Origin of the sequence: Herbiconiux sp. SALV-R1 (assembly GCF_013113715.1) — a bacterium.
In the GTDB taxonomy this organism is placed as follows: domain Bacteria; phylum Actinomycetota; class Actinomycetes; order Actinomycetales; family Microbacteriaceae; genus Herbiconiux.
In genome coordinates this window covers 1,535,792-1,561,215 of record NZ_CP053344.1, presented here as the reverse complement: position 1 = coordinate 1,561,215, position 25,424 = coordinate 1,535,792, and the positions used below count along the sequence as shown (strand labels likewise).

The window sequence follows — 25,424 nt, the reverse complement described above, 5'->3', positions numbered from 1 at the left end:
GCTCCCGGCCCGAGCGTTGATCGTCGTCCTCCGACGCTAGCAGGGTTGCCCCCGCGGCGGCTCGGCTCTCGGGCGCTTGGTAGTCTCGGAAGGTCGTTCCGATCTTCGAGGAGTTCTCCGTGCCCAATCCACTCGCCCCCGGTTCCCTCGCAGGCAAGCGCGCCCTGGTCACCGGCTCCTCGCGCGGCATCGGCGCCGACACGGTGGGGTACTTCGCCGAGGCCGGCGCCTCGGTCGTCATCAACTACCGCAACAAAGAGGCACGCGCGGTGAAGCTCGCAAACAGCATCCGCGAGGCCGGCGGCTCGGCCGTCGTCGTGGGGGCCGACCTCACCGACCAGGCCTCGGTCGCCGCCATGTTCGACCGGGTGCAGGCCGAGCTCGGCGGCCTCGACGTGCTCGTGCTCAACGCCTCGGGCGGCATGGAGAGCGGCATGGCCGCCGACTACGCCATGCAGCTGAACCGCGACGCGCAGGTGAACGTGCTGACGGCGGCCCTCCCGCTGCTCGCACCCGGGTCGCGCATCGTGTTCGTGACGAGCCACCAGGCCCACTTCATCAAGACCACCCCCACCATGCCCGAGTACGAGCAGGTCGCCCTGTCGAAGCGCGCCGGCGAAGACGCGCTGCGCGCGCTGCTGCCGAAGCTCGAGGAGCTCGGCATCGGGTTCGTCGTGGTGTCGGGCGACATGATCGAGGGCACCATCACCGCGACCCTCCTCGAGCGCGCCAACCCGGGTGCCATCGGCGCGCGCAAGGAGGCCGCCGGCCGCCTGTACAACGTGAGCGAGTTCGCCGCCGAGGTCGCCGCCGCGGCCGTCGAGCCCATCCCCGCCGACCACACCCGCTACGTGGGTGACGTCTCCGACTTCGGGGTCGCCTCGTCATGAGCGGAGCCGCCGACGCGGCAGTGCCGCAGGGCGACGTGATCCTGAAGTCGCGCGTGCTGCTGCTCGACCGCGACGGTGCGACGCTGCTGTTCTTCACCCGGGCGGACGTCGCCGCGCATCCGACCCGCTGGCTCACGCCGGGCGGCCACCTCGAAGCGGGGGAGACCCACGCCGAGGCCGCCGTGCGCGAACTGCGCGAGGAGACCGGACTCGTGGTCGACGACAGAGACGCCCTCGGTGAGCCGGTGTGGGCGCGCGACTTCGTGGGGGAGCCCGCACCGGGCGTCTTCCGCGACTACCACGAGGAGTGGTACCGGCTCACGGTCGACCGCTTCGACCCCGTCGACGCCGAGTGGACGCCCGAGGAGCGCGTCGACATCGAGGCGTGGCGGTGGTGGAGCGTCGACGAGCTCGAGCGCACCACGGATGCCGTGGAGCCGCTCGAGCTCGTCGAGGTGGTGCGGAGGCTGGCGCTGGGCTGAGGCTCAGGCGCGCTCTGGCGCTGGGCCCGCAGGGGCGCTGTGCGCTGGGCGCGCTTCGCCGCTGGGCCCTCGCTAGGCCCGCTTCGGCGCCTTGCCGAGGGTGACCGCGGTGATCGCCGACATGATGCCGGTGACGATGAGCAGGATGCCCGTGAACAGCACCAGGATGCCGATCGACTCGAGCGGCAGGAAGATCACGACGATGCCGGCGACCACCGAGACGACGCCGAGGATCGTGCCGAACCACTGCGAAGAGTCTTTCGCGGTCTCGATCACGGCCATGACGCCCTCGATGATCCAGGAGAACCCGATGACGAGCGCGAGGGCGACGAGGGACACCACGGGGTTCCGGATGGCCACGACGCCCGCGACGATGAGCAGCACGCCGAGGATGATCTGCAGCGCCCTGATGCCTCCCGACACGGACTTGTTGACGATGCCCTGCACGATGCGCACGAGGCCGACGATCCAGAAGTAGAGCGCGAACAGGAAGGCGATGGTGTAGACGATCGCGTCGGGGTTGTTGAACGACAGCACCAGCACCACGATGCCGAGGACGATCGACAGGATCGCCCTGATCCACAACCCGCCCTTCAGCCAGCGCAGCGCCGTCGCACTGATGTCGCCCTGGAACAGCCAGAAACCGCCCACCGGGTCGGTGTTCATCGTCGTGGTCATCGCTTCCCCCTCCTGCAGGCCGGCTTCTTGCGGCCGGCACCGTCTCTCGGCTCCGAATCTAGCGGCAAGCTCTCGATCTCATGTGAGACAGCCGAGACGACGCGCCGAGAGCTGCCGAATGTCGGACGTGACGCCTACTCTTCTTGCTGAGCATTCGTCATCATCGGGGGTCTGATCGAAAGGATCATCATGCCCGCAGCGCATCGTCGCTCGAGCGCTACTTCTCCCTGCTGGGGGGAGGTGACGACCAGGCGGCGATGGACGAACGCGAGCGGGCGGTTCAGGATGCTGTGGCCGCGTACATGAAGGAACAGGGCTTCGAGTACGTGCCCGACACCGCGAGCGTCACGATGTACTCCGAGTCGTCGCTCGACGTGGAGTGGGGGAGCGCCGAGTTCGCCGAGCGCTACGGCTACGGCATCTCGACCGACCCGTTCGGCATGAACGGGGAGGCGATGGGCACCGAGTAGAGCACCGACCCCAACGCCGCCTACGTCGACTCCCTCAGCGAGACCAGCAGAGCGGCCTACGAGCAGGCGCTCTGGGGAGCGGGATCGACCGACCCGGGCAGCGCCTACGACTGGACCACCGCGGGATGCTTCGGCGCGGCCCAGCACGACGCCGAGGAGGGGCGCGCCTACTGGGACGACCCCGACTACAAAGCCCTGGAGGACGAGCTGAACTCGCTCGACGCCCAGGCGAACGCCGACCCCGCCGTCACGGCCACCCTGACCGAGTGGGCCGACTGCATGGCCGCCGCCGGCTACCCCGGACTTGCATCGAGCTCCGCGGCGCAGGAGGAGATCACCACCGACTACCTCGACCTCACCGATCCCGGCGCGGCAGACCGCCCCGAATCCGCACCGGCGGGGGGCACTGGAGAGACGCTCGTGAGTCCTCAGACGCCGCCCGACCCGACGGCGCTGCGCGAGCTCCAGACCCGCGAGATCGCCACGGCCACGACCGACCGCAGCTGCGGGGAGTCGTCGGGGTCGATCGAGGCTCTGCGCACCGCGCGCGATGGGCTCGAGGCGGACTTCGTCGAGCGGCATCGTGAGACGCTCGACGCCCTGGTGGCGAGGTACGGCGCGAAGTGAGCGACCACGACCCCGCAGAGCCCGGATCGCCCGCGCGGAGGCGACTGCCGTGGAGTCGTGGGCAGCGCTTCGTCGCCGTCGTGGCTCTGGTGGCCGTCGCGGCGCTCGGGACAGGTCTGGCATTCGGGAGATTCGTCGTGTCGCCGGCCGACCGAGCGACCCAGAACGCAGCGCCGCCCCCGGGCCCCATCACCGCCCCGCTCGAGCAGCGAGTCGTGCAGAGCACCGTCACGACGAGGGCCGACGTCACCCACGCCGACGCGGTCGGCATCGAGCCCGATCTGAGTGGGCTCGCCGGTGCCGCCGTGGCGACCGGCAGGGTGCCGGAGGTGGGGGCGCAACTCGATGCCGGAACGGTGGCGCTCGAGATCGCCGGGCGCCCCCTCATCGCGCTTCCCGGCGAACTCCCCGCCTACCGCACCCTGCGAGCCGGCATGTCCGGGCCCGATGTCGCGCAGCTGAAGGCCGCGCTGAGCTCACTCGGCATCGATGCGGGAGGGGCCGACGACGTCTACGACGCGGCGACGGCGAGCGCCGTGCAGGAGCTGTACCGGCGAGCGGGTTACACGGCACCGGGCGACCCCGACGCGGAGCGCGAGGCCCGCGCCGCGCGCACGGCGCAGCGGGCCGCGCAGGCGGCGCTCGACGACGCGGTCGCCGCGCTGCACACGGCAGGAGCCGCCCCGGGAGGCTCAGCACTGCTCGAACTCGACAACGCCGTGCGCGAGGCGCAACGGGAACTCGATCTCGCCACGGCGAGCGGCGCCGCCGAGAGCGAACTCGCACGACTCTCCGATGCGCTCGCCCTGGCGACCGCGCGACGGAACGAAGGGGCCGCAGCGCCTGACACCGCCGTCCAGCAGGCGGCGGTCGATGCGGCCACCCGGCAGCTCGACGACGCCACCGTCGAGGCGACTCGATCGGAGCAGCGGGCCCTCACACCGCTTCCCCCCTCGGAGGTGGCCTTCCTCACCTCGCTGCCCCGGCGTGTCGACTCCGTCTCCGTCAGCCGCGGCAAGGCGGTCTCGGGTGAGGTGATGACCGTCTCGGGGGCCGAACTCGTGCTCGCGGGAACGGTGGGGGAGAGCGACGCCCCGCTCGTCACGTCGGGCGCCCGGGCGACGTTCACCGCGCCCGACGGCAGCGAGCACGGCGCTCAGGTGCGCTCCGTCGCCGAAGACACGGGCGACGACAGGGCCTCCGACGGCGCGCCCTCGGGAGACGGGTCGGCATCGACCGCGGGGAGGCGATACCGCGTCGTGCTCGTGCCCGACGCCCTCGACGACGCCACGCTGAACGCCGTCCGCGACCGCAACGTGCGGGTGACGGTCCCGGTGCAGAGCACGCAGGGGAGCGTTCTCGCCGCCCCGATCGCCGCGCTCACCTCGGGAGCGGGCGGCGAGAGCCGCCTCGAACTCGCCGACGACGAGGGCACTCGTCTCGTGACCGTGACGACGGGGCTGTCGGCGGGCGGATTCGTGGAGATCCGGAGCGACGATCCCGCGGTGACGGCCGGCGCGAGGGTGGTGGTCGGTCGATGAGCGTGCTCCTCGAGCTGCGCAGGGTGGGCCGGCACTACGACGGGCCGGCCCCGGTGGCGGCCCTCACGGGAGTCGACCTCACGCTGCAGCGGGGCGAGCACCTCGCGATCACGGGAGGGTCGGGGGCGGGCAAGTCGACCCTGCTGGGCATCCTCGGCCTCCTCGACCGGCCCACCACCGGCTCGCACCTCCTCGACGGTGTCGATGTCGGAACCGCCGACGAGCGCGAGCGTGCACGGCTCAGAGCGACGTCGATCGGTTTCGTGTTCCAGTCGTTCCATCTGCTCGCCGATCGCACCGTGGCCCAGAACGTCGCCCTGGCCTTCCTCTACGGCGGCCTCGCCCGCGGCGTCCGTCGGCGGCGGGTCGACGAGGCGCTCCACCGCGTCGGCCTCGCCCACAGGGCCGACTTCCTCCCGTCGCGCCTCTCGGGCGGCGAGCGGCAGCGGGCTGCCGTGGCGCGGGCGGTCTGCACGCGCCCCTCCCTGCTGCTCGCCGACGAGCCCACGGGCAACCTCGATCGGCGCAACGCTGACTCCGTCTTGGAGCTGTTCTCCGAGCTGCACGCCGACGGACTGACGATCGTCACGATCACCCACGACCCACGCGTCGCGGCGGCTGCCCGACGTCAGGCGACCCTCGACTCGGGCCGGCTCACGCTGCCGGAGCTCGTGCGATGAGGCGGTCAGCGGGCGAGGGGCGTGCGGGCCCCACACTCATCGAGCTCGCGGCAGAGGCCGTCGAGGGCGCCGGGGCTCGACGGTCGCGGCTGCTCATCGGCGCGATCGGCACGGCTATCGGGGTGGCGACCCTCGTCCTGGCGCTGGGACTCGGTCAGACCGCCGCGAGCCGCGTCACGGAGACGTTCCAAGCCGCCTCGGCCACCCAGGTCGAGGTGCGGCCGACGGAGCAGGAGGGCTCCGACGGCGGGAGCCATGCCACGGCCGAGTTGCCCGACGACGCCGTCGACCGCGCGCTGCGACTGAGCGGAGTGCGCGCCGCCGCCCTCCTCGCCACCGTCGACGCAGAGCGTTCCCCCGTGCGTGCAGCGGCGATCGTCGATCCCGAGGCGCCGGTGCGGGCCTCCCCGCCCGTGCTCGCCGTGAGCGGCGATCTCGTCACGGCCTTCGAGGGCCGCGTCGCCCACGGGAGGTTCTTCGACGCGGGCCACGACGCTCGAGCCGATCGCGTCGCCGTGCTGGGCGCCACGGCTGCGGCGGCACTCGGCGTCGTCGGAGCCGAGACCGCGCCCTCGATCGACATCGCGGGCCACGCCTACACCGTGCTCGGCATCCTCACCGACGCCGACGGCGACTCGACCCTCCTGGGCGCGGTGATGATCCCCCGCACCACAGCCCTCCGGAACTTCGGCTGCCGGCCCGCTCTCGGCGACGAACGGCTACGGCTCGCCGTCGCACCGGGCGCCTCAGACCAGGTGAGCCGACAGCTGCCGACCGCTCTCGACCCCGGCGCCCCCGAGCGGTACACGGCGGGCGCGCACCAACCACCGCCGCTGGTCAGGGAGGCCGTGAGCGGCGACCTCGACGCGGTCTTCCTGCTCATCTCCGTGATCACCCTGCTGGCCGCGAGCGTCGGCATCGCGGGTGTGTCGATGCAGAGTGTCGCCGAACGCCGCGGTGAGATCGGTCTCCGGCGGGCGCTCGGTGCTACCGCCCGGCACGTCGCCCTGCAGTTCGTGATGGAATCGGCGCTCGTGGGAGGCATCGGCGGCGCGTCAGGAGCAGCCCTCGGCGTCGCAGGCGTCGTCGCCGTCTCGGCGCTGCAGGGCTGGACGCCGGTGCTCGACGTCGGCACGGCGGCGCTCGGCGCCCTGGTCGGCGCCGTGCTCGGGCTCGTGGCGGGCGGCTGGCCTGCATTCTCCGCCACCCGGGTCGAACCGGCAGCAGCCCTGCGAGACGGGTGACCCGGAGGGCGGCGATCGAGCATGATCGGAGAAACGAGGGTCGGTGGGGGGCGTTACTCTGAACGCGAGGTGAGGAGGCCGGATGAGCGTGGGTGCGGTGGGAGAGCAGACGGCGGTCGCGGAGGGCGTCGCGGCAGGGGACAGGCATGACGTCATCCGCGTGCGGGGTGCTCGCGAGAACAACCTGCAGGGGGTCGACGTCGAGCTGCCGAAGCGCCGGCTCACGGTGTTCACCGGGGTGTCGGGCTCGGGCAAGAGCTCACTGGTGTTCGGCACCATCGCCGCCGAGTCGCAGCGCATGATCAACGAGACCTACAGCGCGTTCGTGCAGGGCTTCATGCCGACCCTGGCGAGGCCCGACGTCGACGTGCTCGAGGGGCTCACCACCGCCATCATCGTCGACCAGGAGCGCATGGGGGCGAACGCCCGCTCGACGGTGGGCACGGCCACGGATGCGAACGCGATGCTGCGCATCCTGTTCAGTCGGCTCGGCAAGCCGCAGATCGGTTCGCCCAACGCCTACTCCTTCAACGTGCCGTCGGTGAAGGCGAGCGGCGCCATCACGATCCAGAAGGGCGATTCCGCGAAGGCGGTGAAGACGAGCTTCACCCGCACCGGGGGCATGTGCCCGAGGTGCGAGGGCATGGGCACGGTGAACGACATCGACCTCGCTCAGCTCTACGACGACTCGAAGTCGCTCAACCAGGGCGCGCTCACCATCCCCGGCTACACGGCCGACGGATGGGGTGTGCGCGTGTTTACGGAGTCGGGCTTCCTCGACCCCGACAAGGCCATCCGCGACTACAGCGAGACCGAGCTGCACGACTTCCTCTACAAGGAGCCCGTGAAGATCAAGGCGGCGGGCATCAACCTCACCTACGAGGGGCTCGTGCCCAAGGTGCAGAAGGCGTTCCTCTCCAAAGACAAGGAGGCGATGCAGACCCACGTGCGCGCCTTCGTCGACCGGGCCGTGACCTTCACCACCTGCCCCGACTGCGGAGGCACCCGCCTCGGGCCCGAAGCCCGCTCGTCGCGCATCGACGGTGTGAACATCGCCGAGGTCTGCGCGATGCAGCTGAGCGACCTCGCCGAGTGGCTCCGCGGCCTCGACGAGCCCTCCGTGGCGCCGCTGCTCGACGGGTTGCAGCACGCCCTCGACTCCTTCGTCGAGATCGGTCTCGGTTACCTCTCGCTCGACCGCCCCTCGGGCACCCTCTCAGGGGGTGAGGCACAGCGCATCAAGATGATCAGGCACCTGGGCTCCTCGCTCACCGATGTCACCTACGTGTTCGACGAACCCACAGTCGGGCTCCACCCGCACGACATCCAGCGCATGAACAAGCTGCTCCTGCAGCTGCGCGACAAGGGCAACACGGTGCTCGTCGTGGAGCACAAGCCCGAGGCCATCGCCATCGCCGACCACGTCGTCGACCTCGGTCCGGGCGCCGGCACCGCGGGCGGCACCATCTGCTACGAGGGCACCGTCGAAGGGCTGCGCGCCAGCGACACCCTCACCGGCCGCCACCTCGACTACCGGGCCGCGCTGAAGAGCGACGTACGACGACCGAGCGGGTCGCTCGAGATCAGGGGCGCCTCCGCCAACAACCTCCACGACGTCGACGTCGACATCCCTCTCGGCGTGCTCACCGTCATCACCGGGGTCGCGGGCTCGGGCAAGAGCTCGCTCGTGCACGGATCGATCCCGCCCGGCGCAGGAGTCGTGTCGATCGACCAGAGCGCCATCAAGGGCTCGCGGCGCAGCAACCCGGCCACCTACACGGGCCTGCTCGAGCCCATCCGCAAGGCGTTCGCGAAGGCGAACGGCGTGAAGCCCGCGCTGTTCAGCGCGAACTCCGAGGGCGCCTGCCCGAGCTGCAACGGCGCCGGTGTCATCTACACCGACCTCGGCATGATGGCCGGCGTGTCCACCACCTGCGAAGACTGCGGCGGCAAGCGGTTCGACTCCTTCGTGCTCGACTACCACCTCGGCGGCCGCGACATCAGCGAGGTGCTCGCCATGCCCGTGGCCGAAGCACTCGAGTTCTTCGCGTCGGGCGAGGCCCGCACCCCCGCGGCGGTCGCCATCCTCGAACGACTCTCCGACGTGGGGCTCGGCTACGTGAGCCTCGGCCAGCCCCTCACCACCCTCTCGGGCGGGGAGCGGCAGCGCCTCAAGCTCGCCAGCCACATGGCCGAGAGCGGCGATATCTACGTGCTCGACGAACCCACCACCGGCCTCCACCTCGCCGACGTCGACCAGCTCCTCGGTCTGCTCGACCGGCTCGTCGACTCCGGCCGCTCCGTCATCGTCATCGAGCACCATCAGGCCGTCATGGCCCACGCCGACTGGATCATCGACGTCGGCCCCGGCGCCGGCCACGACGGCGGCCGCATCGTGTTCGAGGGCACACCGTCCGAGCTCGTCGAAGCCCGCTCCACCCTCACCGGGGAGCACCTGGCTCAGTACGTCGGCGCCTGACCGGTCGCCGAGCACCGGAGACGAGCCTCACCCGGCCGGAACCGGCCGCTCCGCCTCCTTAACCACGTACAGCGTCACATCGTCGATCGTGAAGCGATCGAGCTCGCCGGCCCGCTCCTCCAGCTCCGCCGTGAGCGCCGCATCGAGCGGGAACCTCACCTGGTCTTTGAGCGCGAAAGCCACGATGTCGGGGTCGTCGAGCTCGGTCGTCCACCGCCCCTCGATGGGGTAGACGAACTCCCACGGCGCCATGCCCGCCACGTAGATGTCGCCCTCGTCGATGCCGAGCGACTCCAGCTCGGGCAGCACCAGCGCCATGCCCGACGCCCGCTGCCCCGCGATCACCGCCGACGTCCACACCCCGCACACCACCGCCACCGCGAGCAGCAGCACCGCGCCGATCCTCGTGACGCTGAGCAGCACCCTGCTTGTCTTCGGCCGCAGCAGCTCCGCGACCCCCACACCGGCCGCGGCGCAGAACAGCCACACCCAGGCGTAGTAGTAGTGCCCGAGCGCCACATCCGACACCAGCAGATAGAACACCAGCAGCAGCGCGATCGCCGACCCGAGCATCCCGAGCAGTGCCCAACGGCGGGAGAACACGGATGCGACGGTGCCGACGAGCACCACCAGCACCGGGACGACGCCCATGCCGTCGAACCAGAACCAGAGGTTCGACCACCAGGGCGGGAAGGTGTAGGCCACCCCGGCCACCGCGATGAGGTGCCCCGTGGCGTCGTGCTGCGACTGGAAGTCGAGCATGTACCGCACCGAGTCGAACAGCCCCACCGGCAGGTAGACGAGGAGCCCCACGACGGCACCGACCCCGCAGAACAGCGCGAGACCGGCGAGGCCCCTCCGCCAGGGTCGGCGCAGCGCGACGAACACGAGCAGCACGGGGATGAGCACCGCGCTCGACACCTTCGAGGTGACCGAGAACGCCATCGAGGTGCCGGCGACGACGAGCCACCACCACGGGCGCCCCCGGAACCACTGCCACACCGCCGCGAACGCGACGACGGCGAACAGCACCATGAACGGCTCGAGCAGCGCCAAGCGGTCGAGCCGCACGTTCGTGATGACGCCGTGGGGGAGGAGGAGCCAGAAGCCCGCGGCGGCGAGGGCGCCCACCCATCCGATCTCGCGGCGCAGCCAGAAGTAGAGCACCACACCGGTCGCGAAGGCCGCCAGTGCCGCGATCGACCGCCCGGTGAGCAGGCCCTGGCCGAACGCCAGCTGACCGAGACCCATCAGGTACTTGGCGAAGGGCGGATGCTCCTGGTTGTCGGCGATGTCGCCGTGCAGATAGTCCCACCCGGCATCGACGTAGATGGGTTCGTCGGCCGAGACGTTCGGCCCGGCGAGGTTCCAGAAGCACTGGTAGAGCCCCCACGCCATGACGACTGCGAACGCCACCCACTCGGTGAGGCGGGACGTGCGCGGCATCCGATCAGGGTACCTCCCCGAGGCGGGGCAGCTCCGCCGAGACGGGGCCGCGGGTCGACGCGCTCAGCCGAGACGGGCCCGGATGCGCGCCTCGGTGTCGGCGGCGACCGCCGAGGCGATCGCGTGGCATCCGGTGGCGACCCCCAGCCCGAACCCGACCGCCATGACGGGCACGCCGATGCCGAAGTCGAGCTCGGCGACGCTGTCCGACCCCTCGATGCTCCCGATCGCCGCGATGCTCGCGGCCACCACCAGCACGGCGACGACGAGGGCGGCGACCAGCGTCGTCAGTGCGAGCACGGCGGGCAGGTCGCCCTCTCCCGCCCACACCGCGGCCACCAGAGCCGCGGCGAGCAGCACCAGGGTGATCGTCGTCCACCCGCCGTCGCTCTGCGTGAGGTAGCGCCACCCCGAGTACCACCACTCGGCGCGCGCGCCCTTGAACCACGGCAGGAGATACCCGATCGCGGCGAGCACCACCGCCGCGATCAGTCCGGCGCTCGGGGAGGGGAGGGCGCGCCGGCGCGAGGCCGGCCGCTGCTCGGGAGCGGGTCGCTGCATCGTGCTCGTCTCCTCGTCAGAGATCGACCTTCGCGTTCTCGCCCTCGTAGGGCTCGCCCGTGACCTTGGCCTTCACGAAGCTGAGCAGCGAGGCGACTCGGCCGCCCGGAGTGTTCCAGTACTCGGCCGACTCGGCCTCGAACTTCAGCAACCCCACGTCGGGGTCGTCGGGCCCGTTCTGGAACCAGGCCTCGACGACCGGGCTCCACAGCTCGCGCACCTTCGCGGTGTCGTCGACGAGCCACGCGCGGCCCGAGAGCGACACCCAGGAGTCGTTCGAGCTGAGGGAGACGCCGGCGCGCGGCTCGGCCGTGAGGTCGGCGACCGCCGACGAGCTGCGGGAGACGAGGAACCAGAGGTCGCCGTCGAACTCCGTCTCCTGCACGGTGAGCGGATGCGCGGTGAGCTTGCCGATGGAATCGATGGTGGTGAGCATGGCGAAGCGGAAGTCTCCGAGCAGCTCGGCGAGCTTCGCCACCGAGTCGTCGTCGGAGCCGGGGCGGGTGGATGCAGTGGTGTCGTCGGTCATGCGGCCGACGCTACTGCGGTCGGGGCCCGTCGCACAGGGCCGGAGCCTCTGGTGATCGAAGCTCCGGCACGCCGCGCAGCGTCAGTCGGTCGACGACAGTGCTTCGAGGATGAGCCCCGCCACCGCATCCGGATTCGACACCATGCTCGAGTGCGACGCCCCCTCGAGCTCGACGGTCTTGAGGGAGCCGGCGCGCTCGGCCATGAAGCGCATGGCCGCCGGGGGGATGTCCTTGTCGGCGGTGCCGAAGATGTGCCACGACGGCAGGGTCTTCCAGGCGGGGGTCTCCGACGGGAGCCCCTCGCCGAGAGCGGCGTCGCGGATCGCCCGCTGGGTCGCGGCGGCGAGCTGCGCCTCGGGCAGCGGCACCTCGGCGCAGAACTGGCCGACACCCCCACCCTGCCGGTGGTCAGGCGGCAGCCGTGAGAGCGGTGCGCCGCGAGATCTCCGTCATGCCCGCCATGCTCTGGGCCGGCCGTGCCAGGGTGGGAGGGTGCCCGTCATCGAGTCCCGCTGCGTCGTGCCGGTGAGCCCCGAGATCGCGTTCGCGGTGTCTCAGACGACGGGGGAGATCCGGATGCGATGGGATCCGTTCATCCGTCGGCAGTACTTCCTCGACGGGGCGACGGCGCCGGCGAAGGGCGTGCGGACCTTCACCGTGCAGCGCTTCGGCCTGCGCATGGTGAGCGAGTACGTCTCCTACCGCCCGCCGTCGAACGTGGGCATGCGCATGACGAAGGGCTCCTGGTTCTTCGAGCGGCTCGCCGGCGGGTGGCGGTTCGACCCGGTCGAGGGCGATCCGGGCAGCACCCTCGCCGTGTGGCGCTACAACTTCACCTGCCGGCCGCGCTGGCTGGCACCGCTGGCCGAGCGCCTCGGCGCCCTGGTGCTGCAGCGAGACATCGACCGGCGCATCCGGGGTTTCGCCCGTGGGTGCACCGACGAGGTGGTGCTGGAGGCCGTGCGGCGCGGCTGACGCCGCTGTGCGGACTTGTGCGCACCTGGGGGAGAGGCGCCGTTCCGGCCCCGCGCGGCTCGACACGGCTGCCAGCCTTGACGCGGCGGCCCGATCGCGGTCGCACACGAGTCGGCCGCCGGAGCATGCGCGCGCCGGGAACCAGGGAGAGAACGACATGCGGGTTCGGGGAACGGCGACCATCGCCGGGGTCATCACGACACTGACGGTCGCGGTGCTGACCGGATGCTCGGCCGGCGGTACGGAGGGGCTGGCGGCCGAGAAGCAGGGGGCCGAAGCATCCGTCTCGCCGGCGCCGACCCGCACACCGGCGCCCACCGCCACCACGACGCCCACTGAGGCACCCACGCCGTCGGCGACCCCGGAGGTCGCCGCACCCGCCGCCCCCGGCGCGCCCGCGCCGGGGGAGCAGCAGGGGGTCATTCCCGAGACGACGAGCGACCAGGTCATCCCCGACGTGTTCTCGTGGAAGTCGATCAACGGCACCTGGTGCCCCGAGAGCGGCGACTGCATCGAGATCTTCGACTACGGCACCGGAACCGGCAACAACCGCTTCGTGATGCAGCAGACCGGGGCCCCCGACGGCTGCCTGCTCGGCACCGCGTGGCACCCGGAGTACCCCGGGAGCATGGTGATGATCTGCCCGGCGTGGACCCCGACCCCCGCCGCCCCGTTCGGCACGTCGACCTCGTACGAGGCGGTCACGGGCGACGACTACACCCGCGACCGCATGTGGTTCTTCCAGGGGCTTGGCTCGCCGACGTTCTTCCGACCGTGACACCGCATCCGGCTCGCTCGGCGACGGATGCGCGGGAGGCGCCCCCGCTAGGCTGAGGTCGTGAAGGGGGAGGCGACGTCGAGCGAGCCGGGGGCCGATTCGCTCGATCGCATCGCCGCCGATCTGCTCGCGCTCAAGGAGCGGAACCCGATGTCGTACGCCGAGATCGGGCGCCGGGTGGGGGAGCTGCGCCTCGCGCGCGGGGCGGCGGAGTCGGCGGCGTTCCCGCCGCGGAGCACCGTGTACGACGCCTTCCGGCCGGGGCGCACGCGGCTCGACCCGGAGCTGCTGCGCGACATCGTGTGCGCGCTCGGGGCGAGCCAGGGCGAGGCCGAGGGGTGGGTCGAGCGGGCGCGGCAGCTGCGGAGGGGCGGGGAACCGGGAGCGCGGCAGAGGGCGGGGGCGGTGCCCGAGGTTGCAGCGGATCCCGTTCCGGTGGTGCGTCCCGCGCCGCTTGCGGTTGCCGCCTCGGCGTCGCGGCGCTGGTGGAGCATCCCGGCCCTTCTCCTCGGCTGCACGATCGCCAACCTGCTCGGGATCGTCGTCGTGCAGGCGCTGCACCTTCCCATCTACCTCGACATGACGGGCACGGCGGTCGCCTCGATCGTGCTCGGGCCGTGGCAGGGTGCGCTCGTCGCGGTGTCGAGCAACCTCCTCGGCTTCGCCGTCGGGGCGCCCGGTGCCGCTCCGTTCGCGCTCGTGAATCTCGCCGGAGCGCTCGTCTGGGGGTACGGGGTGCGGCGCTTCCGCCTGGGCGACGACTTCGTCAGGTTCTTCGCGCTCAACCTGCTCGCCGCCACGGCGTGCTCGCTCGTCGGCGCGCCGCTCGGCGTTCTCCTGTTCGGAGGCCTCAGCGGCCACGGCTCCGACACCGTCACGGAGTCGATCGTCACGACGGGCGTGCCGCTGATCGCCGCCGCTTTCTCGTCGAACATCCTCACGTCGGTGCTCGACAAGCTGCTCACCGGGTTCCTCGCCCTCATGGCCTTCGTGCTGCTGCACCGGCGCGCCGGTTTCTCCGCCTCCCACATGCCCCTCGTCGAGCACCTCAGCACCCCCGCTTCGCGCGCGGTGCGCGTGGGGGAGTAGCCGGTCATCTGCGCCCGTCCTGCGCGGTCAGACGGCCGCGGAGATCTCGGGGGCCGTGCAGTCGTAGTGGAGAGCGACGAGCTGCGATCCCGGCAGCACCGTGGCGTCGAGCAGCGCCAGGCCCTGCACGGTCGGCCCGTCGTAGAGCGCGGTTCCCGACCCGGCCATCCCGGCGTCCACCAGAACGAACAGCTCGTCGACGAGACCCGCCTCGAGGAAGGGGCGCCAGGTCGTCGAGCTGCCGAACATGAGCATCCGTTCACCTTCTTCCTTCCGGCGGCGCACCTCGTCGACCGCCTCGGAGCGGCTGACGACTTGGATGGAGTCGAACCACGGATCGCGCTCGTCGAGCTCGACGGCGTCGCTCACGACGAGATTGTCGACTCTCAGCACTACGTCGGCGATCGCACGATCCCGCTCAGCGGCGTTCTCGTCGGCGGCCATGGCCGACGAGGTCTCGAGATTGAGCCGAAACCAGGTCGCGCCGTAGACCATCGTGTCGGCGCCGCGCAACAATCGCAGGTTGTGGTCGTTGAACGCATCCTCCAACGGCAAAACGCTCAAGTCGCCACCCGGGCCCTGATACCGCCCATCCAACGACACCAACACCGACACCACCAACGCACTCATGGCCCGAGGCTACGACCCCCACTCCTTCTTTTCTAAGCCGCCGATAATGCACATTATGTCAAGACGAAGACGGCATCTTCGCACGTGATTCGAACTGGCCGGTCCCCTCGACCTCCCTCACATTGCAAGGAACCAGAGCCCGCCTGGACGCCAAGAACGAGTGGACTGCATGGAAATCGCTTCGACGCCCTTGTTAGTAAATGACCGCTGATCGGACGTTTCTTTGACACGCTTGACGCACATTCGCGGTTAATGCGAACATTTCGCATATTATGCGGATGGATGAGCCGGGTCAACCAGGAGCGGTTCCTGTCCATCTGCGCGCTGGTATCGCCATCCTGAACGCCGAGGAAAGCGTCTGGGTGGCGATGCTCGACGGGTGGGCTGCACAGCAGGTCACTCGGCTTCTGTCGGCGTCGACGATCGAGAAGCGCCGTTCGATCGCGGTGCGGTTCCTGGCGTTCGCTGGCTGCTATCCGTGGTCGTGGACGGCGTCGATGGTCGATGAGTTCTTCCTCGAGCTCCGCGGTTTGAAGGGCGCGTCCCACGCGACCCTGCTGGGTTACCAGAACGCGTTGCGGATGTTCCTGGAGTATCTGACCGATCCGGCTTACGGCTGGAGCGAGCACTGCTGGGACCGGTTCGGTGACCACCCCGCTCAGGTCTTCCACGAGTGGAACACCGCCCGTCACGCGCAGGCCGCGATCGGCACCCCCGGAAAGCGGCCTTACACCCGCGACGAGATCCAGGACCTGTTCGATTGCGCGGACGACCGGGTGCTCCGCATCCGCCGCTCCGGGTCGAAGGGCTGGATTCCGGCGTTCCGGATCGCGACGATGATGAAGGCCGCCTACGCCTGGGGTCTGCGCCGCAACGAGGTCCGTCAACTCGATCTCGTCGATCTCGCCTCAAACCCTAGGGCACGCCAGTTCGGTGATGTCGGGATCATCTATGTCCGGTTCGGGAAGGCGATGCGCGGCTCTCCCCCGAAGCGCCGCACGGTTCTGACGCTGCCGGAGTTCGACTGGATCGTCGAGTGCATACGCGAATGGAGAACCGATGTCCGGCCGCTGTTCGCGCCACCCGGGTCGACTGCGCTTTGGCCGAGCGAACGCAGCGGCATGGTCGCCGCTGACTCCGTGAGCCGGGCCTTCAACGAGGTCCGCCGCGAGGCGGGCTTGGTCGAGGATCTCGACTTCCATTCGCTGCGCCGCTCTTACGTTACGCACCTGGTCGAGGACGGTTACGACGCCTTCTTCATCCAGCAGCAAGTCGGCCACGAACACGCCTCCACGACCTCTATCTATACCGGCCTGTCCCCCGATTACCGCGCCCGCGTCGTCGATGACGCGATCGCCCGGATGGCCACCCAGCTCACCACGAAGGAAACCTGACCATGCAACGACGAATCGAACACGGCTGGCGGCTTCGGGAGCTGATGGCCGCCCGAGGAATGAACACCATCTCCGACCTCATCCCGCACCTCTCCGATCGGGGCATCCACCTCTCGGACTCGCAGATCTATCGCCTCGTCGGCGGCACGCCCGAACGCATGAACCTGGCACTGCTCGGCGCGATCCTCGACACCCTCGACTGCACCTTCGAGGAGCTCTGCCCGATCACCGTCCAGGCCGTTCCCGACCGCGCCACCGGAACGGTCGACGCCTCGGCGACGAAGGACGCGTTCCGTCCCGCTCGAGCACGGGTCCACCGACCTGAATGAGCCGGCCCCGCTCCCCTGCCGAATGCGTCCGCTGCGGCCGCACGGGGGTTCGGTTCGCCACCACGTGGCCTGAGGGGCGCATCTGTCGACGCTGCTACCAACGCGCCACCCGCCTCCACGGCACCTGCCCGGGCTGCCACGTCAATCGTCTGCTTCCCGGACTGCTCGCCGAGGAACCGTGCTGCGTCGATTGCGCCGGAATCCCCAAAGACTTCCACTGCGCCCGTTGCGGCCGCGAAGACGAACCCGTCCGCATCGGACTCTGCGCCCACTGCTGCCTCACCGACGACCTCACTGACCTCTTCACCGACACCCACGGGCACATCAACCCCACGATGCTGCCGCTGTTCACCGCTCTGACGCAGCAGGCGCACGCCCGCAGCGCCCGGGTCTGGTTGATCGTCAACCCGCACACGAAGGCACTCATCCGAGATCTCTCCCGCGGCGTCGCGCCACTCGAGCACGCCACCTTCACCGGACACAGCCATCCGAGCAAGGTCGCGTTCCTCCGGGAACTCTGCGTCGAACACGGCCTCCTCGACCCTGTCCACCTCGACATCGAACGATTCCAGACCTGGCTCGACAGCAAACTCGCCGGCGCCGAACCTGACGACGCACGCCTGCTGAGGCAATACGCCCGCTGGGTCCACCTCAACCGCATGCACCACCTCGCCACCACGGGCCAGCTGAAGAAGGGCACCTTCCTCTCCGCCAAACAATCAACGACCGTCGCCCTCGAGTTCCTGCGCCACATCCGAGACCGCGGCCACTCCCCCGCGACCTGCACCCAGACCGACATCGACGACTGGCTCATAGGCCCCACCACCCGAAGTCTTGCCCGCGGCTTCGTCCGCTGGTCCGTCAGCCACCGCCACCTCCCCTCGCTCGAGTTTCCCTACCGAGTCGCGAAGGCGGAGCCGATCATCACCCAGCAACAACGACTCGACCACATCACCCGGCTCCTCTCCCCCACCAACGCCCTCGACCCGGACGAGCGCGCCGCAGCCCTGCTCCTCCTGCTCTATGGGCAGCCACTCGTCCGCATCGCGCAAATGCGGCTGCACCAGCTCACGGCCACCGAAACGGCGATCATCGTCGCGTTCACCGGCGACGTCCTCACCATTCCGTCACCGTTCGACCGTGTCATCCGAGAACACCTCGCCGCGCTGCCCCATCAGACAACATCCGCCCACCGCGACAACCAGTGGCTTTTCCCCGGCGGCCGACCCGGCCAACACCTCCACCAGGGCACCCTGATGAACAAGCTCCGCAACGCCGGGGTCGACCTCCGCGGCGCCCGCAACGCCTCCCTTCGAGCCCTCGTCCTCGAACTGCCCGCACCCGTCGTCGCCGACTCCCTCAACTACAGCTACCAAGTCACCGACAAGCACCGTCAGAACACCGGAGCCACATTCGCGGACTACGTCTCCAGACGCCCCTCCCCCAACACCGGCACCAGCACCAGCACCGCTTGATTAATACAGCAGACACTGTATTAATGGGCTCATGCTCACGATCAGCACGCGCCTCGACGTCATGAACAGGCTCGGCCGCGCCATGGCCGACCCGACCAGATCGCGCATCCTGATGCTCCTGCTGGACCAGCCGGCCTACCCCGCGGAGATCGCCCAGCAGCTCGAACTCACCCGTCAGAACGTCTCCAACCACCTCACCTGCCTCCGCGACTGCGGCATCGTCGTCGCCGAACCCGAAGGCCGGCAGCACCGTTACGAGATCGCCGACGCCCACCTCGCGAAAGCACTCAACAACCTCGTCGGAGTCGTGCTCGCCGTCGACGCCTCCGCCCCCTGCAACGACGAAGCCTGCACCGTCCCCGGCTGCTGCGAGGTCACCCTGTGACCACCACAACCGAACGCCCAAACCATGACCGAAAGGCGGTGCTGCAGAAGCGCATCCGCCTGATCGTCGCCATCACGATCGGCTACAACCTGATCGAGGCGATCATCGCGATCGCGGCCGGCACCGCAGCCTCATCCGGAGCCCTGATCGGTTTCGGCCTCGACTCCACAATCGAAGTGCTCTCCGCTGCAGCCGTTGCTTGGCAGTTCACCCGCAAAGACCCCGAGCGCTGGGAGAAGGGCACCCTCCGCGTCATCGCTCTCGCGTTCTTCGCTCTCGCCCTCTACGTCGGCGCCAACGCCATCCTGACCCTCACCCAAGCGGTCGACATCGAGCACAGCACCGTCGGGATTGTCCTCACCGCTCTCAGCGTCGTCATCATGCCGTTCCTCTCGCTCGCGGAACGACGCACCGGACGCGAACTCGGCTCCGCGACAGCAATCGCCGACTCGAAGCAGACGCTGATCTGCACCTACCTCTCGGCCGCCGTCCTCATCGGCCTCCTCCTGAACACGCTCTTCGGATGGTGGTGGGCCGACCCGATCGCCGCTCTCGTGATCGTCATCTTTGCGATCCGCGAGGGCATCCAAGCCTGGAAGGGCGATGCTTGCGCCACCTCAGTCGGCATGCTCCTCGAGGACGACGACCACAAAGACGAAGGCCACCACCACTGAGGGCTTCGGGGTCACCGCAACTCTGTCAGCTGCCCCAAAGGACGCCCAAACGAACAGAATTCGCCGGTCACGAATCCGCCGGGGCACCACATAACTGCTCCGACTCCTCCTCCGGAGCGATCGGGATGGACAGACGGTGAGTGCTGGCGCGTGGCGGTGATGGAATGGAGCATGTCGTACGCAGTCGTCTCCGTCCACTCGCCGAAGCCCGAGCACCGACAGGCGGTGATCGACTCGATGTCGCGGTACAGCAGCGTCGCCCGAAGTCAGCCCGGCCTGATGTGGACCGGGATCGTCGACGACGACAGCGGACGGCTCGTCGGCATCGCCGTGTGGGATTCGCTCGACTCCGCTGCGGCGGCACGGTCGGCGCTGATGTCCGAGGTCGGTGACGACCCCTTCACTACGTGGGACGAACAACCCATCGACAGTCTGCGTGGCACTGTTCTCTGAAGCCGTGCTGCGCGGCGGTGCGCCGTGGTCGGCGACGGCGAGCCACGGCACGGGTTGTCAGGCCGGGATGCTCACGGTGACGACGGGCGTGAGGACAGGACCCGACGACGGCGTCACGGTCGCGACGAAGCCGGCGGTGGTGCCGGCCGGGCCCGAGAAGCCGAGGGCCATCGATGCGGTGGCACCCGGCCCGATCACCGTGTCACGCCCGAAGGTCCCGACCGGGACGGTCGCCGCCGTCCAGCCGCTGGCGTAGGTCACCGATCCGAGGAGCAGATCGCCCTGCTGCCGCACGGCTCGGAACTCGACGGCAACGGCCTGATCGCTGGAGTTGGTCACCGAGAAGGTCGTCCACGTCCCCGGCACCGCGGGTGGCGGGGTGGCGCCGGGCAGCCAGGTGTAGGTGAGCGTGGCGACGCTCGCGGCAGCCGTCGGTGCCGCGATGGCGACCGCGATCACGGGCGCACTCCAGGCTCCTGCACGAAGCACCGTGCGTCGTTCGAGGTCAGCCATACCCACTCCCCCTCCGGGTTGCCGCGACAGAGCCCCACGGCCCGTCGCCACGACAAGTGTAGACGCCGCGAAGGAACCCCGATCGACTCTGTACGTGGGATCGTGCGCGGGTCTACACTCTCGGGCATCGCACCACTCCCCTGCCTCACATCCCTCACATTCCGGAGTCTGTCGTGTCCGCATCGAAGCGCCCATCCGATCTCGAATCACCCGAGCTGGAGCGGCGGTTCCCGCGGCGCCTCCTCTTTGCCGGCGCGGCCACCGCAGCCGCCGGTGTCGCCGTCGCCGCCACGTCGGGAGCAGCCGAGCCGGCTGCCGCGGCATCCGCCACCACCCCCTGGATGCTCGGGGGCAACTCGGGCGTGACGACGAGCAACTTCCTCGGCCCGACGACGGCCGGCGCAGCGCTCATCTTCAAGACGAAGGCCAACTCCACCTCGACCGTCTCGGAGAAGATGCGATTGACGCCGCAGGGCCGACTGGGGCTCGGTGTGACCGCACCGGCGGCCCGCGTCGACGCGACCAGCAGCAGCATCGGCGTAAAAGGTACGAGCACCTCGACGGGCAGCGACGGCCGCGGGGTGCAGGGCTCGGCGCCGAGCGGCTACGGCGTCGAGGGACAGTCGAAGAGCTACATCGGTCTGTTCGGCACCGGCGGCTACACCGGGTGCTACGCCAAGGGCGGCACCTTCGGCGTCTACGGCGAAGGAACCGCCAGCGGCGGCTACGGCGGATACTTCACCGGTGCGGGGTACGGAGCGGTCGCGACCGGGAACTCCTACGGCATCTACGCGAGCGGTAGTTTCGGTGTCTTCGCGTCGGGTTCGACCTACGGCGTGTACGGTTCGACGTCGAACACGGCGAGCAGTGCCATCTACGGCAGCGGGGGCCAGTACGGCGTGCGCGGCGTCGGCGGGGGTACGGCCGGCGTGCGCGGCGACTCCACCTACGTGGGCACCTGGGGTGAGGGCTCCACCTACGGCACCTACGGCAAGTCGACGGCCACGAGCGGCCAGGTCTACGGCGTCTTCGGCGAGACCGCGAGCCCCGACGGCTACGCCATCTGGGCCAACGGCCGGATGCACGTCGCCGGCACCCTCTCGAAGTCGGCCGGGTCGTTCAAGATCGACCACCCGCTGGACCCTCAGAACCAGTGGCTGTCGCACTCCTTCGTCGAGTCGCCCGACATGATGAACGTCTACAACGGCAACGTCACGACGGATGCGAAGGGCAAGGCCACGGTCACGCTCCCCTCCTATTTCGAGGCGCTGAACCGCGACTTCCGCTACCAGCTCACGGTCATCGGCGCCTTCGCCCAGGTGATGGTGGCGCGCGAGGTGGCCAAGGGCAGCTTCGACATCGCCACCGACAAGCCGAACATCAAGGTGTCGTGGCAGGTGACGGGAATCCGCCAGGACAGCTACGCCACCGAGCACCCGATCGTGGTCGAGGAGCACAAGACGGATGCCGAACGGGGCACCTCCTCCACGGCTCGCGGCGCGGCGCCCGTCGCTCCCTCGTTCTCGCCTCAGGCCCAGGCGGATCCGGAAGCCGCTGCCCTGCCCGAGAAGCCCGCGGCCCCCGAGCTCCGCCCCCAGACCAAGTCGACCGCCCCCTCCACGGCTCCCTGAACGCATGGCGCGCATCCTGCGGTTCGATCACATCGGCATTACCGTTCGTGACCTCGACCTCGTCACCGACTTCTTCGTCGGGCTGGGCCTGGAGGTTCAGGGCCGAATGCCCATCGAGGGCGCTTTCCTCGACACCGTCATCGGCATCCCCGACTCCCGCACCGAGATCGTCATGCTCGCCGCCCCGGGCGGTGGCACGACAGTCGAGTTGTCGCGATTCGTGCGCCCCGACCCGGAGCCCGGTTCACCCTCCGCGATGGCGAACGAACTCGGGTTGCGCAGCGTCGCGTTCGAGGTCGACGACCTCGACGCCGTGCTCGCATCCCTGGCTCGCGACGGCTACGGCCTCGTCGGCGGCCTCGGCCAGTTCGAAGACATCTGGCGCATGGCTTACGTCCGCGGCCCCGAGGGCCTCATAGTCGCCCTCGCGGAGCGGGTCGGATAAGCACGCGGCAGTTCGGCCAGAGTCAGCTTCACGAACACCCCCTCACCTCAGAGATGTCTCGGAAACCGCGAAGGTCACAAACCTCGACCCGATCGCGAGCCATGTCGGTCAGGTCAGGTGAGTGACGCGTCGTAGATGGCGGTGATCGACGAGTCGAGGGTGGTGTGGAAGTCGGCGTCGCTCTGGTGGGCGGAGAGGCCGTCGAGGAGGGCGCGGCTGAAGCTGGCGATGAGGCCGTGGTTGCGGGCGAGGCGTGCAACAGCATCCGCTCGGCTGTAGCCGCCTGAGAGCGCCACGACCCGGGCGATGTTCGGATGCGCGATGAGGTCGGCGTAGAAGTCGTCGACCGAGGGTATGGTGATTTTGACCGCGACCTTGCGCTCGCCGAGCCCCGCGAGGTGCTCGACGATGGTCGCCTTCAGCAGGGTCTCGGCCGCCTCCTTGTCGGGGGCGTGGATGTCGACCTCCGGCTCGAGGATGGGGAGCAGCCCCGCGTCGAGCACCCGGTGCGCGAGGTCGAACTGCTGGGCGACGATCTGCGCGATGCCGCTCTCGTCGGCGGCGTGGATGACCGAGCGCTCCTTCGTGCCGAGCACACCCGCATCCTTCGCCCGGCCGAGCAGGGCGTCGAGCTCGGGGATGTCGCGCATGAGCTGCACGCCGTCGGCTTCGTCGCGCAGGCCCTTGTCGATCTTGAGGAAGGGCACGATGCCCTTCGTGTTCCACAACCAGTCCGCCACTCCCCTGCCCTCCACCTCGCGGCCGAGGGTGTCTTCGAACAGGATGGCGGCGAGGATGCGCTCCGAGGTGAACGCGGGATCGGTCATGATGCGCAGGCGCTCGGCATGGATGAGGTCGAACATCTGCTCGTCGCCCGAGTACTCGGAGGGCTCGATGCCGTAGAGCTGCAGGGCCTTCGGCGTGCTGCCGCCGCTCTGGTCGAGGGCGGCGATGAAGCCGCGGCCCGTCTCGAAGCGGGTGAGCATGGTCTGGTCGGTCATGCCGCCGAGCCTAGGCGTCAGCAGGCGGCGGCACCAGGGCCGGAACGGGCACGATGGAGTGGTCGGGAGGCGCCCCCGCGCGCTGGTTGAATGGACGCAGGAGGGGCGGATGGGGCGCTGGCGCTGGAGGCGGGTGATCGCCGCGATCGTGGGGCTGGCCGTCGGTTGTGTGGCCGTCGTCGCCGGTCCCGGCATCGACGCGCAGCCCGTCGACCCCGATCTGGCGACCTTTCTGAGCCTGCCCGACGACGAGGTCGACGACTTCCTCGACGCACACGAAGGCGTGCTGCTCACGGTGCTCAACGAGCATCCCGACGACATCGCCGAGTGGTGGGCCGATCTGGACGAGGATGCGCGATCGGCGTTGATCGCATCCGACCCCGCGGTGCTCGGCAACCTGCACGGCATCGACTACGCGTCGCGCGACGAGGCGAACCGCGCACGTCTCGACGACCGGCTCGATGCCGCGGGCAAGACGGTGGCCGCGCATCCGGACGACACGGAGGCGGCGCTGCTGTTCGCCGCGCTCTCCGCGATCCACGGTGCGGTCAAGGGCACCCGCGACCCGGAGCGCCACCTCGTGCAGCTCACCGAAGACGTGCCGCCGCTCGCCTCCGTCGCCGTGGGCGACCTCGACACCGCGTATCAGGTCACCTTCGCCGTGCCCGGTATGGGCACCTACAGCACCGACATGCAGCTGTGGACGGTGGCCGCGGAGAACATCTTCCGCGCGCAGGGCCGCGCCGACGCCCCGGCCGACCGGGCCGTGATCGCGTGGATCGGCTACGAGGTACCCCCGCCCGGCCTCGACGCGACCGTGGGGTCGTACGCCGCGCGCGGCGCGCCCCGGTTGAGCTCCGACATCGCCGCGTTGAGGGCGGCACGGAAGGGGACGGGGCTCGACACCGTCAGCGTGATCGCGCACTCCTACGGCACCACGACGGCGGCGAACGCGCTGGCGGGAAGCGAGCTCGACGTGTTCTCCTTCGTCATGCTCGGCTCGGCGGGCGTGGAGTATCGCGTCGGCACCGCCGGTGCTCTGAGCGCCGCCCACGTCTACGCGGGCGAGGCGGCCACCGACGACAAGGCCTTCCTGGGGCGCGTGGCCCGCATCGACCCGCGCACCCCGTCATTCGGCGCCACCGTCATCGGCACCGACGGCGATGCGTCGCGAGGGCTCGCGGGAGTGACGGGGCACGAGCCCGTGCTCCACTCCCCCTACAACGACGACCCGACCAGCAAGGCCTGGACGAAGTACGGCGATGCCGCCGAGCGCGACCGGCTCTACCAGCAGCACATGCGGTCGTTCGGCTATCTCGACACGGGAACGGATTCGCTGGAGAATGCCGCCCGCGCCTCGACCCGGCCGGAGCGGTTCTCCGTGTCGACGGGCACCCCCACCGGCTGACCGCCGACCCGGCCCCTACTCGTTTGAGTCGGACGACGGCGGTGTGCCCATGTCCTCCTGCCAGACCGCGGTCGCCCCGCTGTGGCCGATCAGCACGGCCTGCACGGTCGTACCCGACGCCGCGACCAGCGCCAGCACGATGAGTGCCGCGGGAATCCACCGCAGGCGTCGCCTGGCCGGCTGCGCCACGTCGGCCGTCTCCGCCTGCGCGCGAGTCGACCGCTTCTCGAACAGTGTCCATGCCAGCAGCAGCCCCGCCACGACGACCAGCCCGATCACCCAGGGCAGCAGTCCGTCGGCGAGTTCGGCGTGGCGTTCGATCAGGTCGTTCTCCCCCACCCTGCCCTCCAGCCGCTCGCCCGATTCGGTCGAGATCGGAACCAGGATGAGCGCGACCAGCGCCAATGCGAGCGGAAGGTAGCCCGCCCATCGCCGGCACCTCGGCCACACCGCGGTGAGCACGACGAGCACGGCGGCGGCCGGCACGATCACTTCGGTGGCGTGGACGATGAACGGGTGCAGCGGCAGACCGAAGAAGGTGTCGAACATGTCGCTCATCGTCTCGGCAGATTCTTCCAAGATTCTTAGACAGCGAGACGGATGCGCGCACAGCGCG

At 69.9% G+C, this 25,424-nt stretch carries 29 protein-coding genes; 20 read left to right on the top strand and 9 right to left on the bottom strand.

The genetic code is table 11. The features are described from left to right. Nucleotides 1-119: 119 nt before the first annotated feature. Together HL652_RS07575 and HL652_RS07570 are read left to right on the top strand one after the other, a co-directional pair. Nucleotides 120-890 carry an SDR family oxidoreductase gene (locus HL652_RS07575; protein ID WP_171704767.1) on the top strand — a complete coding sequence of 257 codons (771 nt, stop codon included), beginning with the start codon at nt 120-122 and terminating at the stop codon, nt 888-890. After that, on the top strand, nt 887-1,372 hold the full coding sequence (locus HL652_RS07570) for an NUDIX hydrolase (RefSeq protein WP_171704766.1): 486 nt from the start codon (nt 887-889) through the stop codon (nt 1,370-1,372). Before HL652_RS07575 ends, HL652_RS07570 begins: the two co-directional genes overlap by 4 nt. A 72-nt stretch (nt 1,373-1,444) precedes the next feature. Here HL652_RS07570 and HL652_RS07565 read toward each other — a convergent pair whose 3' ends face one another. Beyond that, the gene (locus HL652_RS07565) at nt 1,445-2,050 is read right to left on the bottom strand and encodes an HdeD family acid-resistance protein (protein WP_171704765.1); all 606 of its coding nucleotides are present in this window, start codon (nt 2,048-2,050) and stop codon (nt 1,445-1,447) included. Nucleotides 2,051-2,307: 257 nt separating this feature from the next. On the opposite strand from HL652_RS07565, the gene HL652_RS07560 reads away from it, so the two are divergent. From HL652_RS07560 to HL652_RS07535, 6 genes are all read left to right on the top strand, one after another. Continuing rightward, a complete protein-coding gene (locus tag HL652_RS07560) occupies nt 2,308-2,520 on the top strand; it encodes an OmpH family outer membrane protein (RefSeq protein WP_171704764.1) in 213 nt (70 codons plus the stop codon). A 279-nt stretch (nt 2,521-2,799) separates the two neighbouring features. After that, nucleotides 2,800-3,147: a hypothetical protein gene (locus tag HL652_RS07555; RefSeq protein ID WP_171704763.1), complete on the top strand. Its 348-nt coding sequence runs from the start codon at nt 2,800-2,802 to the stop codon at nt 3,145-3,147. Beyond that, a complete protein-coding gene (locus tag HL652_RS07550; RefSeq protein ID WP_171704762.1) occupies nt 3,144-4,688 on the top strand; it encodes a peptidoglycan-binding domain-containing protein in 1,545 nt (514 codons plus the stop codon). The genes HL652_RS07555 and HL652_RS07550 overlap by 4 nt, the downstream gene beginning before the upstream one ends. Continuing rightward, the gene (locus HL652_RS07545) at nt 4,685-5,368 is read left to right on the top strand and encodes an ABC transporter ATP-binding protein (protein ID WP_171704761.1); all 684 of its coding nucleotides are present in this window, start codon (nt 4,685-4,687) and stop codon (nt 5,366-5,368) included. Before HL652_RS07550 ends, HL652_RS07545 begins: the two co-directional genes overlap by 4 nt. Next, nucleotides 5,365-6,612 carry an ABC transporter permease gene (locus HL652_RS07540; RefSeq protein ID WP_171704760.1) on the top strand — a complete coding sequence of 416 codons (1,248 nt, stop codon included), beginning with the start codon at nt 5,365-5,367 and terminating at the stop codon, nt 6,610-6,612. The genes HL652_RS07545 and HL652_RS07540 overlap by 4 nt, the downstream gene beginning before the upstream one ends. Nucleotides 6,613-6,694: 82 nt before the next feature. After that, a complete protein-coding gene (locus tag HL652_RS07535; RefSeq protein ID WP_171704759.1) occupies nt 6,695-9,091 on the top strand; it encodes an ATP-binding cassette domain-containing protein in 2,397 nt (798 codons plus the stop codon). 27 nt (nt 9,092-9,118) lie between these two features. Here HL652_RS07535 and HL652_RS07530 read toward each other — a convergent pair whose 3' ends face one another. The 4 genes from HL652_RS07530 to HL652_RS07515 all read right to left on the bottom strand — a co-directional run bounded on the left by HL652_RS07530 (nt 9,119) and on the right by HL652_RS07515 (nt 11,996). Beyond that, a complete protein-coding gene (locus HL652_RS07530) occupies nt 9,119-10,537 on the bottom strand; it encodes an ArnT family glycosyltransferase (protein ID WP_171704758.1) in 1,419 nt (472 codons plus the stop codon). Nucleotides 10,538-10,600: 63 nt separating this feature from the next. After that, nucleotides 10,601-11,098 carry a hypothetical protein gene (locus HL652_RS07525; RefSeq protein WP_171704757.1) on the bottom strand — a complete coding sequence of 166 codons (498 nt, stop codon included), beginning with the start codon at nt 11,096-11,098 and terminating at the stop codon, nt 10,601-10,603. Nucleotides 11,099-11,114: 16 nt separating this feature from the next. Beyond that, complete coding sequence (locus HL652_RS07520) at nt 11,115-11,627, bottom strand: pyridoxamine 5'-phosphate oxidase family protein (protein WP_171704756.1); 513 nt, start codon at nt 11,625-11,627, stop codon at nt 11,115-11,117. An 81-nt stretch (nt 11,628-11,708) separates the two neighbouring features. After that, nucleotides 11,709-11,996: an alpha/beta fold hydrolase gene (locus HL652_RS07515; RefSeq protein ID WP_216604040.1), complete on the bottom strand. Its 288-nt coding sequence runs from the start codon at nt 11,994-11,996 to the stop codon at nt 11,709-11,711. A 124-nt stretch (nt 11,997-12,120) separates the two neighbouring features. Between HL652_RS07515 and HL652_RS07510 the strand changes: the two genes are divergently transcribed. From HL652_RS07510 to HL652_RS07500, 3 genes are all read left to right on the top strand, one after another. Next, nucleotides 12,121-12,603, top strand: a complete 483-nt coding sequence (locus tag HL652_RS07510; RefSeq protein WP_171704755.1) for an SRPBCC family protein — start codon at nt 12,121-12,123, stop codon at nt 12,601-12,603. Nucleotides 12,604-12,760: 157 nt separating this feature from the next. Continuing rightward, the gene (locus HL652_RS07505; RefSeq protein ID WP_171704754.1) at nt 12,761-13,381 is read left to right on the top strand and encodes a hypothetical protein; all 621 of its coding nucleotides are present in this window, start codon (nt 12,761-12,763) and stop codon (nt 13,379-13,381) included. A gap of 60 nt (nt 13,382-13,441) precedes the next feature. Further along, nucleotides 13,442-14,470, top strand: coding sequence for an ECF transporter S component (locus tag HL652_RS07500; protein ID WP_171704753.1), 1,029 nt, complete (start codon nt 13,442-13,444; stop codon nt 14,468-14,470). Between the two features lie 27 nt (nt 14,471-14,497). Here the strand turns inward: HL652_RS07500 and HL652_RS07495 are convergent, their stop codons facing one another. Continuing rightward, complete coding sequence (locus HL652_RS07495; RefSeq protein ID WP_171704752.1) at nt 14,498-15,100, bottom strand: dihydrofolate reductase family protein; 603 nt, start codon at nt 15,098-15,100, stop codon at nt 14,498-14,500. A 278-nt stretch (nt 15,101-15,378) separates the two neighbouring features. Between HL652_RS07495 and HL652_RS07490 the strand changes: the two genes are divergently transcribed. The 6 genes from HL652_RS07490 to HL652_RS07465 all read left to right on the top strand — a co-directional run bounded on the left by HL652_RS07490 (nt 15,379) and on the right by HL652_RS07465 (nt 19,810). Continuing rightward, nucleotides 15,379-16,494: a tyrosine-type recombinase/integrase gene (locus tag HL652_RS07490; RefSeq protein WP_171704751.1), complete on the top strand. Its 1,116-nt coding sequence runs from the start codon at nt 15,379-15,381 to the stop codon at nt 16,492-16,494. Nucleotides 16,495-16,496: 2 nt separating this feature from the next. After that, entirely contained in the window at nt 16,497-16,823 is a 327-nt protein-coding gene (locus HL652_RS07485; RefSeq protein WP_171704750.1) for a helix-turn-helix domain-containing protein, read from the top strand. Then, nucleotides 16,820-18,298: a hypothetical protein gene (locus HL652_RS07480; RefSeq protein ID WP_171704749.1), complete on the top strand. Its 1,479-nt coding sequence runs from the start codon at nt 16,820-16,822 to the stop codon at nt 18,296-18,298. The genes HL652_RS07485 and HL652_RS07480 overlap by 4 nt, the downstream gene beginning before the upstream one ends. Nucleotides 18,299-18,329: 31 nt before the next feature. Further along, nucleotides 18,330-18,683, top strand: coding sequence for a Cd(II)/Pb(II)-sensing metalloregulatory transcriptional regulator CmtR (gene cmtR, locus HL652_RS07475; protein ID WP_171704748.1), 354 nt, complete (start codon nt 18,330-18,332; stop codon nt 18,681-18,683). After that, nucleotides 18,680-19,357 carry a cation diffusion facilitator family transporter gene (locus HL652_RS07470; protein WP_171704747.1) on the top strand — a complete coding sequence of 226 codons (678 nt, stop codon included), beginning with the start codon at nt 18,680-18,682 and terminating at the stop codon, nt 19,355-19,357. The genes cmtR and HL652_RS07470 overlap by 4 nt, the downstream gene beginning before the upstream one ends. A gap of 171 nt (nt 19,358-19,528) precedes the next feature. After that, a complete protein-coding gene (locus HL652_RS07465) occupies nt 19,529-19,810 on the top strand; it encodes an antibiotic biosynthesis monooxygenase family protein (RefSeq protein ID WP_171704746.1) in 282 nt (93 codons plus the stop codon). 57 nt (nt 19,811-19,867) lie between these two features. Here HL652_RS07465 and HL652_RS07460 read toward each other — a convergent pair whose 3' ends face one another. Next, entirely contained in the window at nt 19,868-20,323 is a 456-nt protein-coding gene (locus HL652_RS07460; protein ID WP_171704745.1) for a hypothetical protein, read from the bottom strand. Nucleotides 20,324-20,496: 173 nt separating this feature from the next. Between HL652_RS07460 and HL652_RS07455 the strand changes: the two genes are divergently transcribed. Further along, complete coding sequence (locus HL652_RS07455; protein ID WP_171704744.1) at nt 20,497-21,954, top strand: autotransporter outer membrane beta-barrel domain-containing protein; 1,458 nt, start codon at nt 20,497-20,499, stop codon at nt 21,952-21,954. A gap of 4 nt (nt 21,955-21,958) precedes the next feature. Next, a complete protein-coding gene (locus tag HL652_RS07450; RefSeq protein WP_171704743.1) occupies nt 21,959-22,399 on the top strand; it encodes a VOC family protein in 441 nt (146 codons plus the stop codon). A gap of 113 nt (nt 22,400-22,512) precedes the next feature. Here the strand turns inward: HL652_RS07450 and HL652_RS07445 are convergent, their stop codons facing one another. Beyond that, nucleotides 22,513-23,400 (bottom strand): fructose bisphosphate aldolase, encoded by an 888-nt coding sequence (locus HL652_RS07445; protein ID WP_171704742.1) that lies wholly within the window; start codon nt 23,398-23,400, stop codon nt 22,513-22,515. 109 nt (nt 23,401-23,509) lie between these two features. Between HL652_RS07445 and HL652_RS07440 the strand changes: the two genes are divergently transcribed. Continuing rightward, a complete protein-coding gene (locus HL652_RS07440; protein WP_171704741.1) occupies nt 23,510-24,808 on the top strand; it encodes an alpha/beta hydrolase in 1,299 nt (432 codons plus the stop codon). A 15-nt stretch (nt 24,809-24,823) separates the two neighbouring features. Here HL652_RS07440 and HL652_RS07435 read toward each other — a convergent pair whose 3' ends face one another. Beyond that, nucleotides 24,824-25,366: a DUF2231 domain-containing protein gene (locus HL652_RS07435; RefSeq protein WP_216604039.1), complete on the bottom strand. Its 543-nt coding sequence runs from the start codon at nt 25,364-25,366 to the stop codon at nt 24,824-24,826. Between the last annotated feature and the right edge of the window lie 58 nt (nt 25,367-25,424).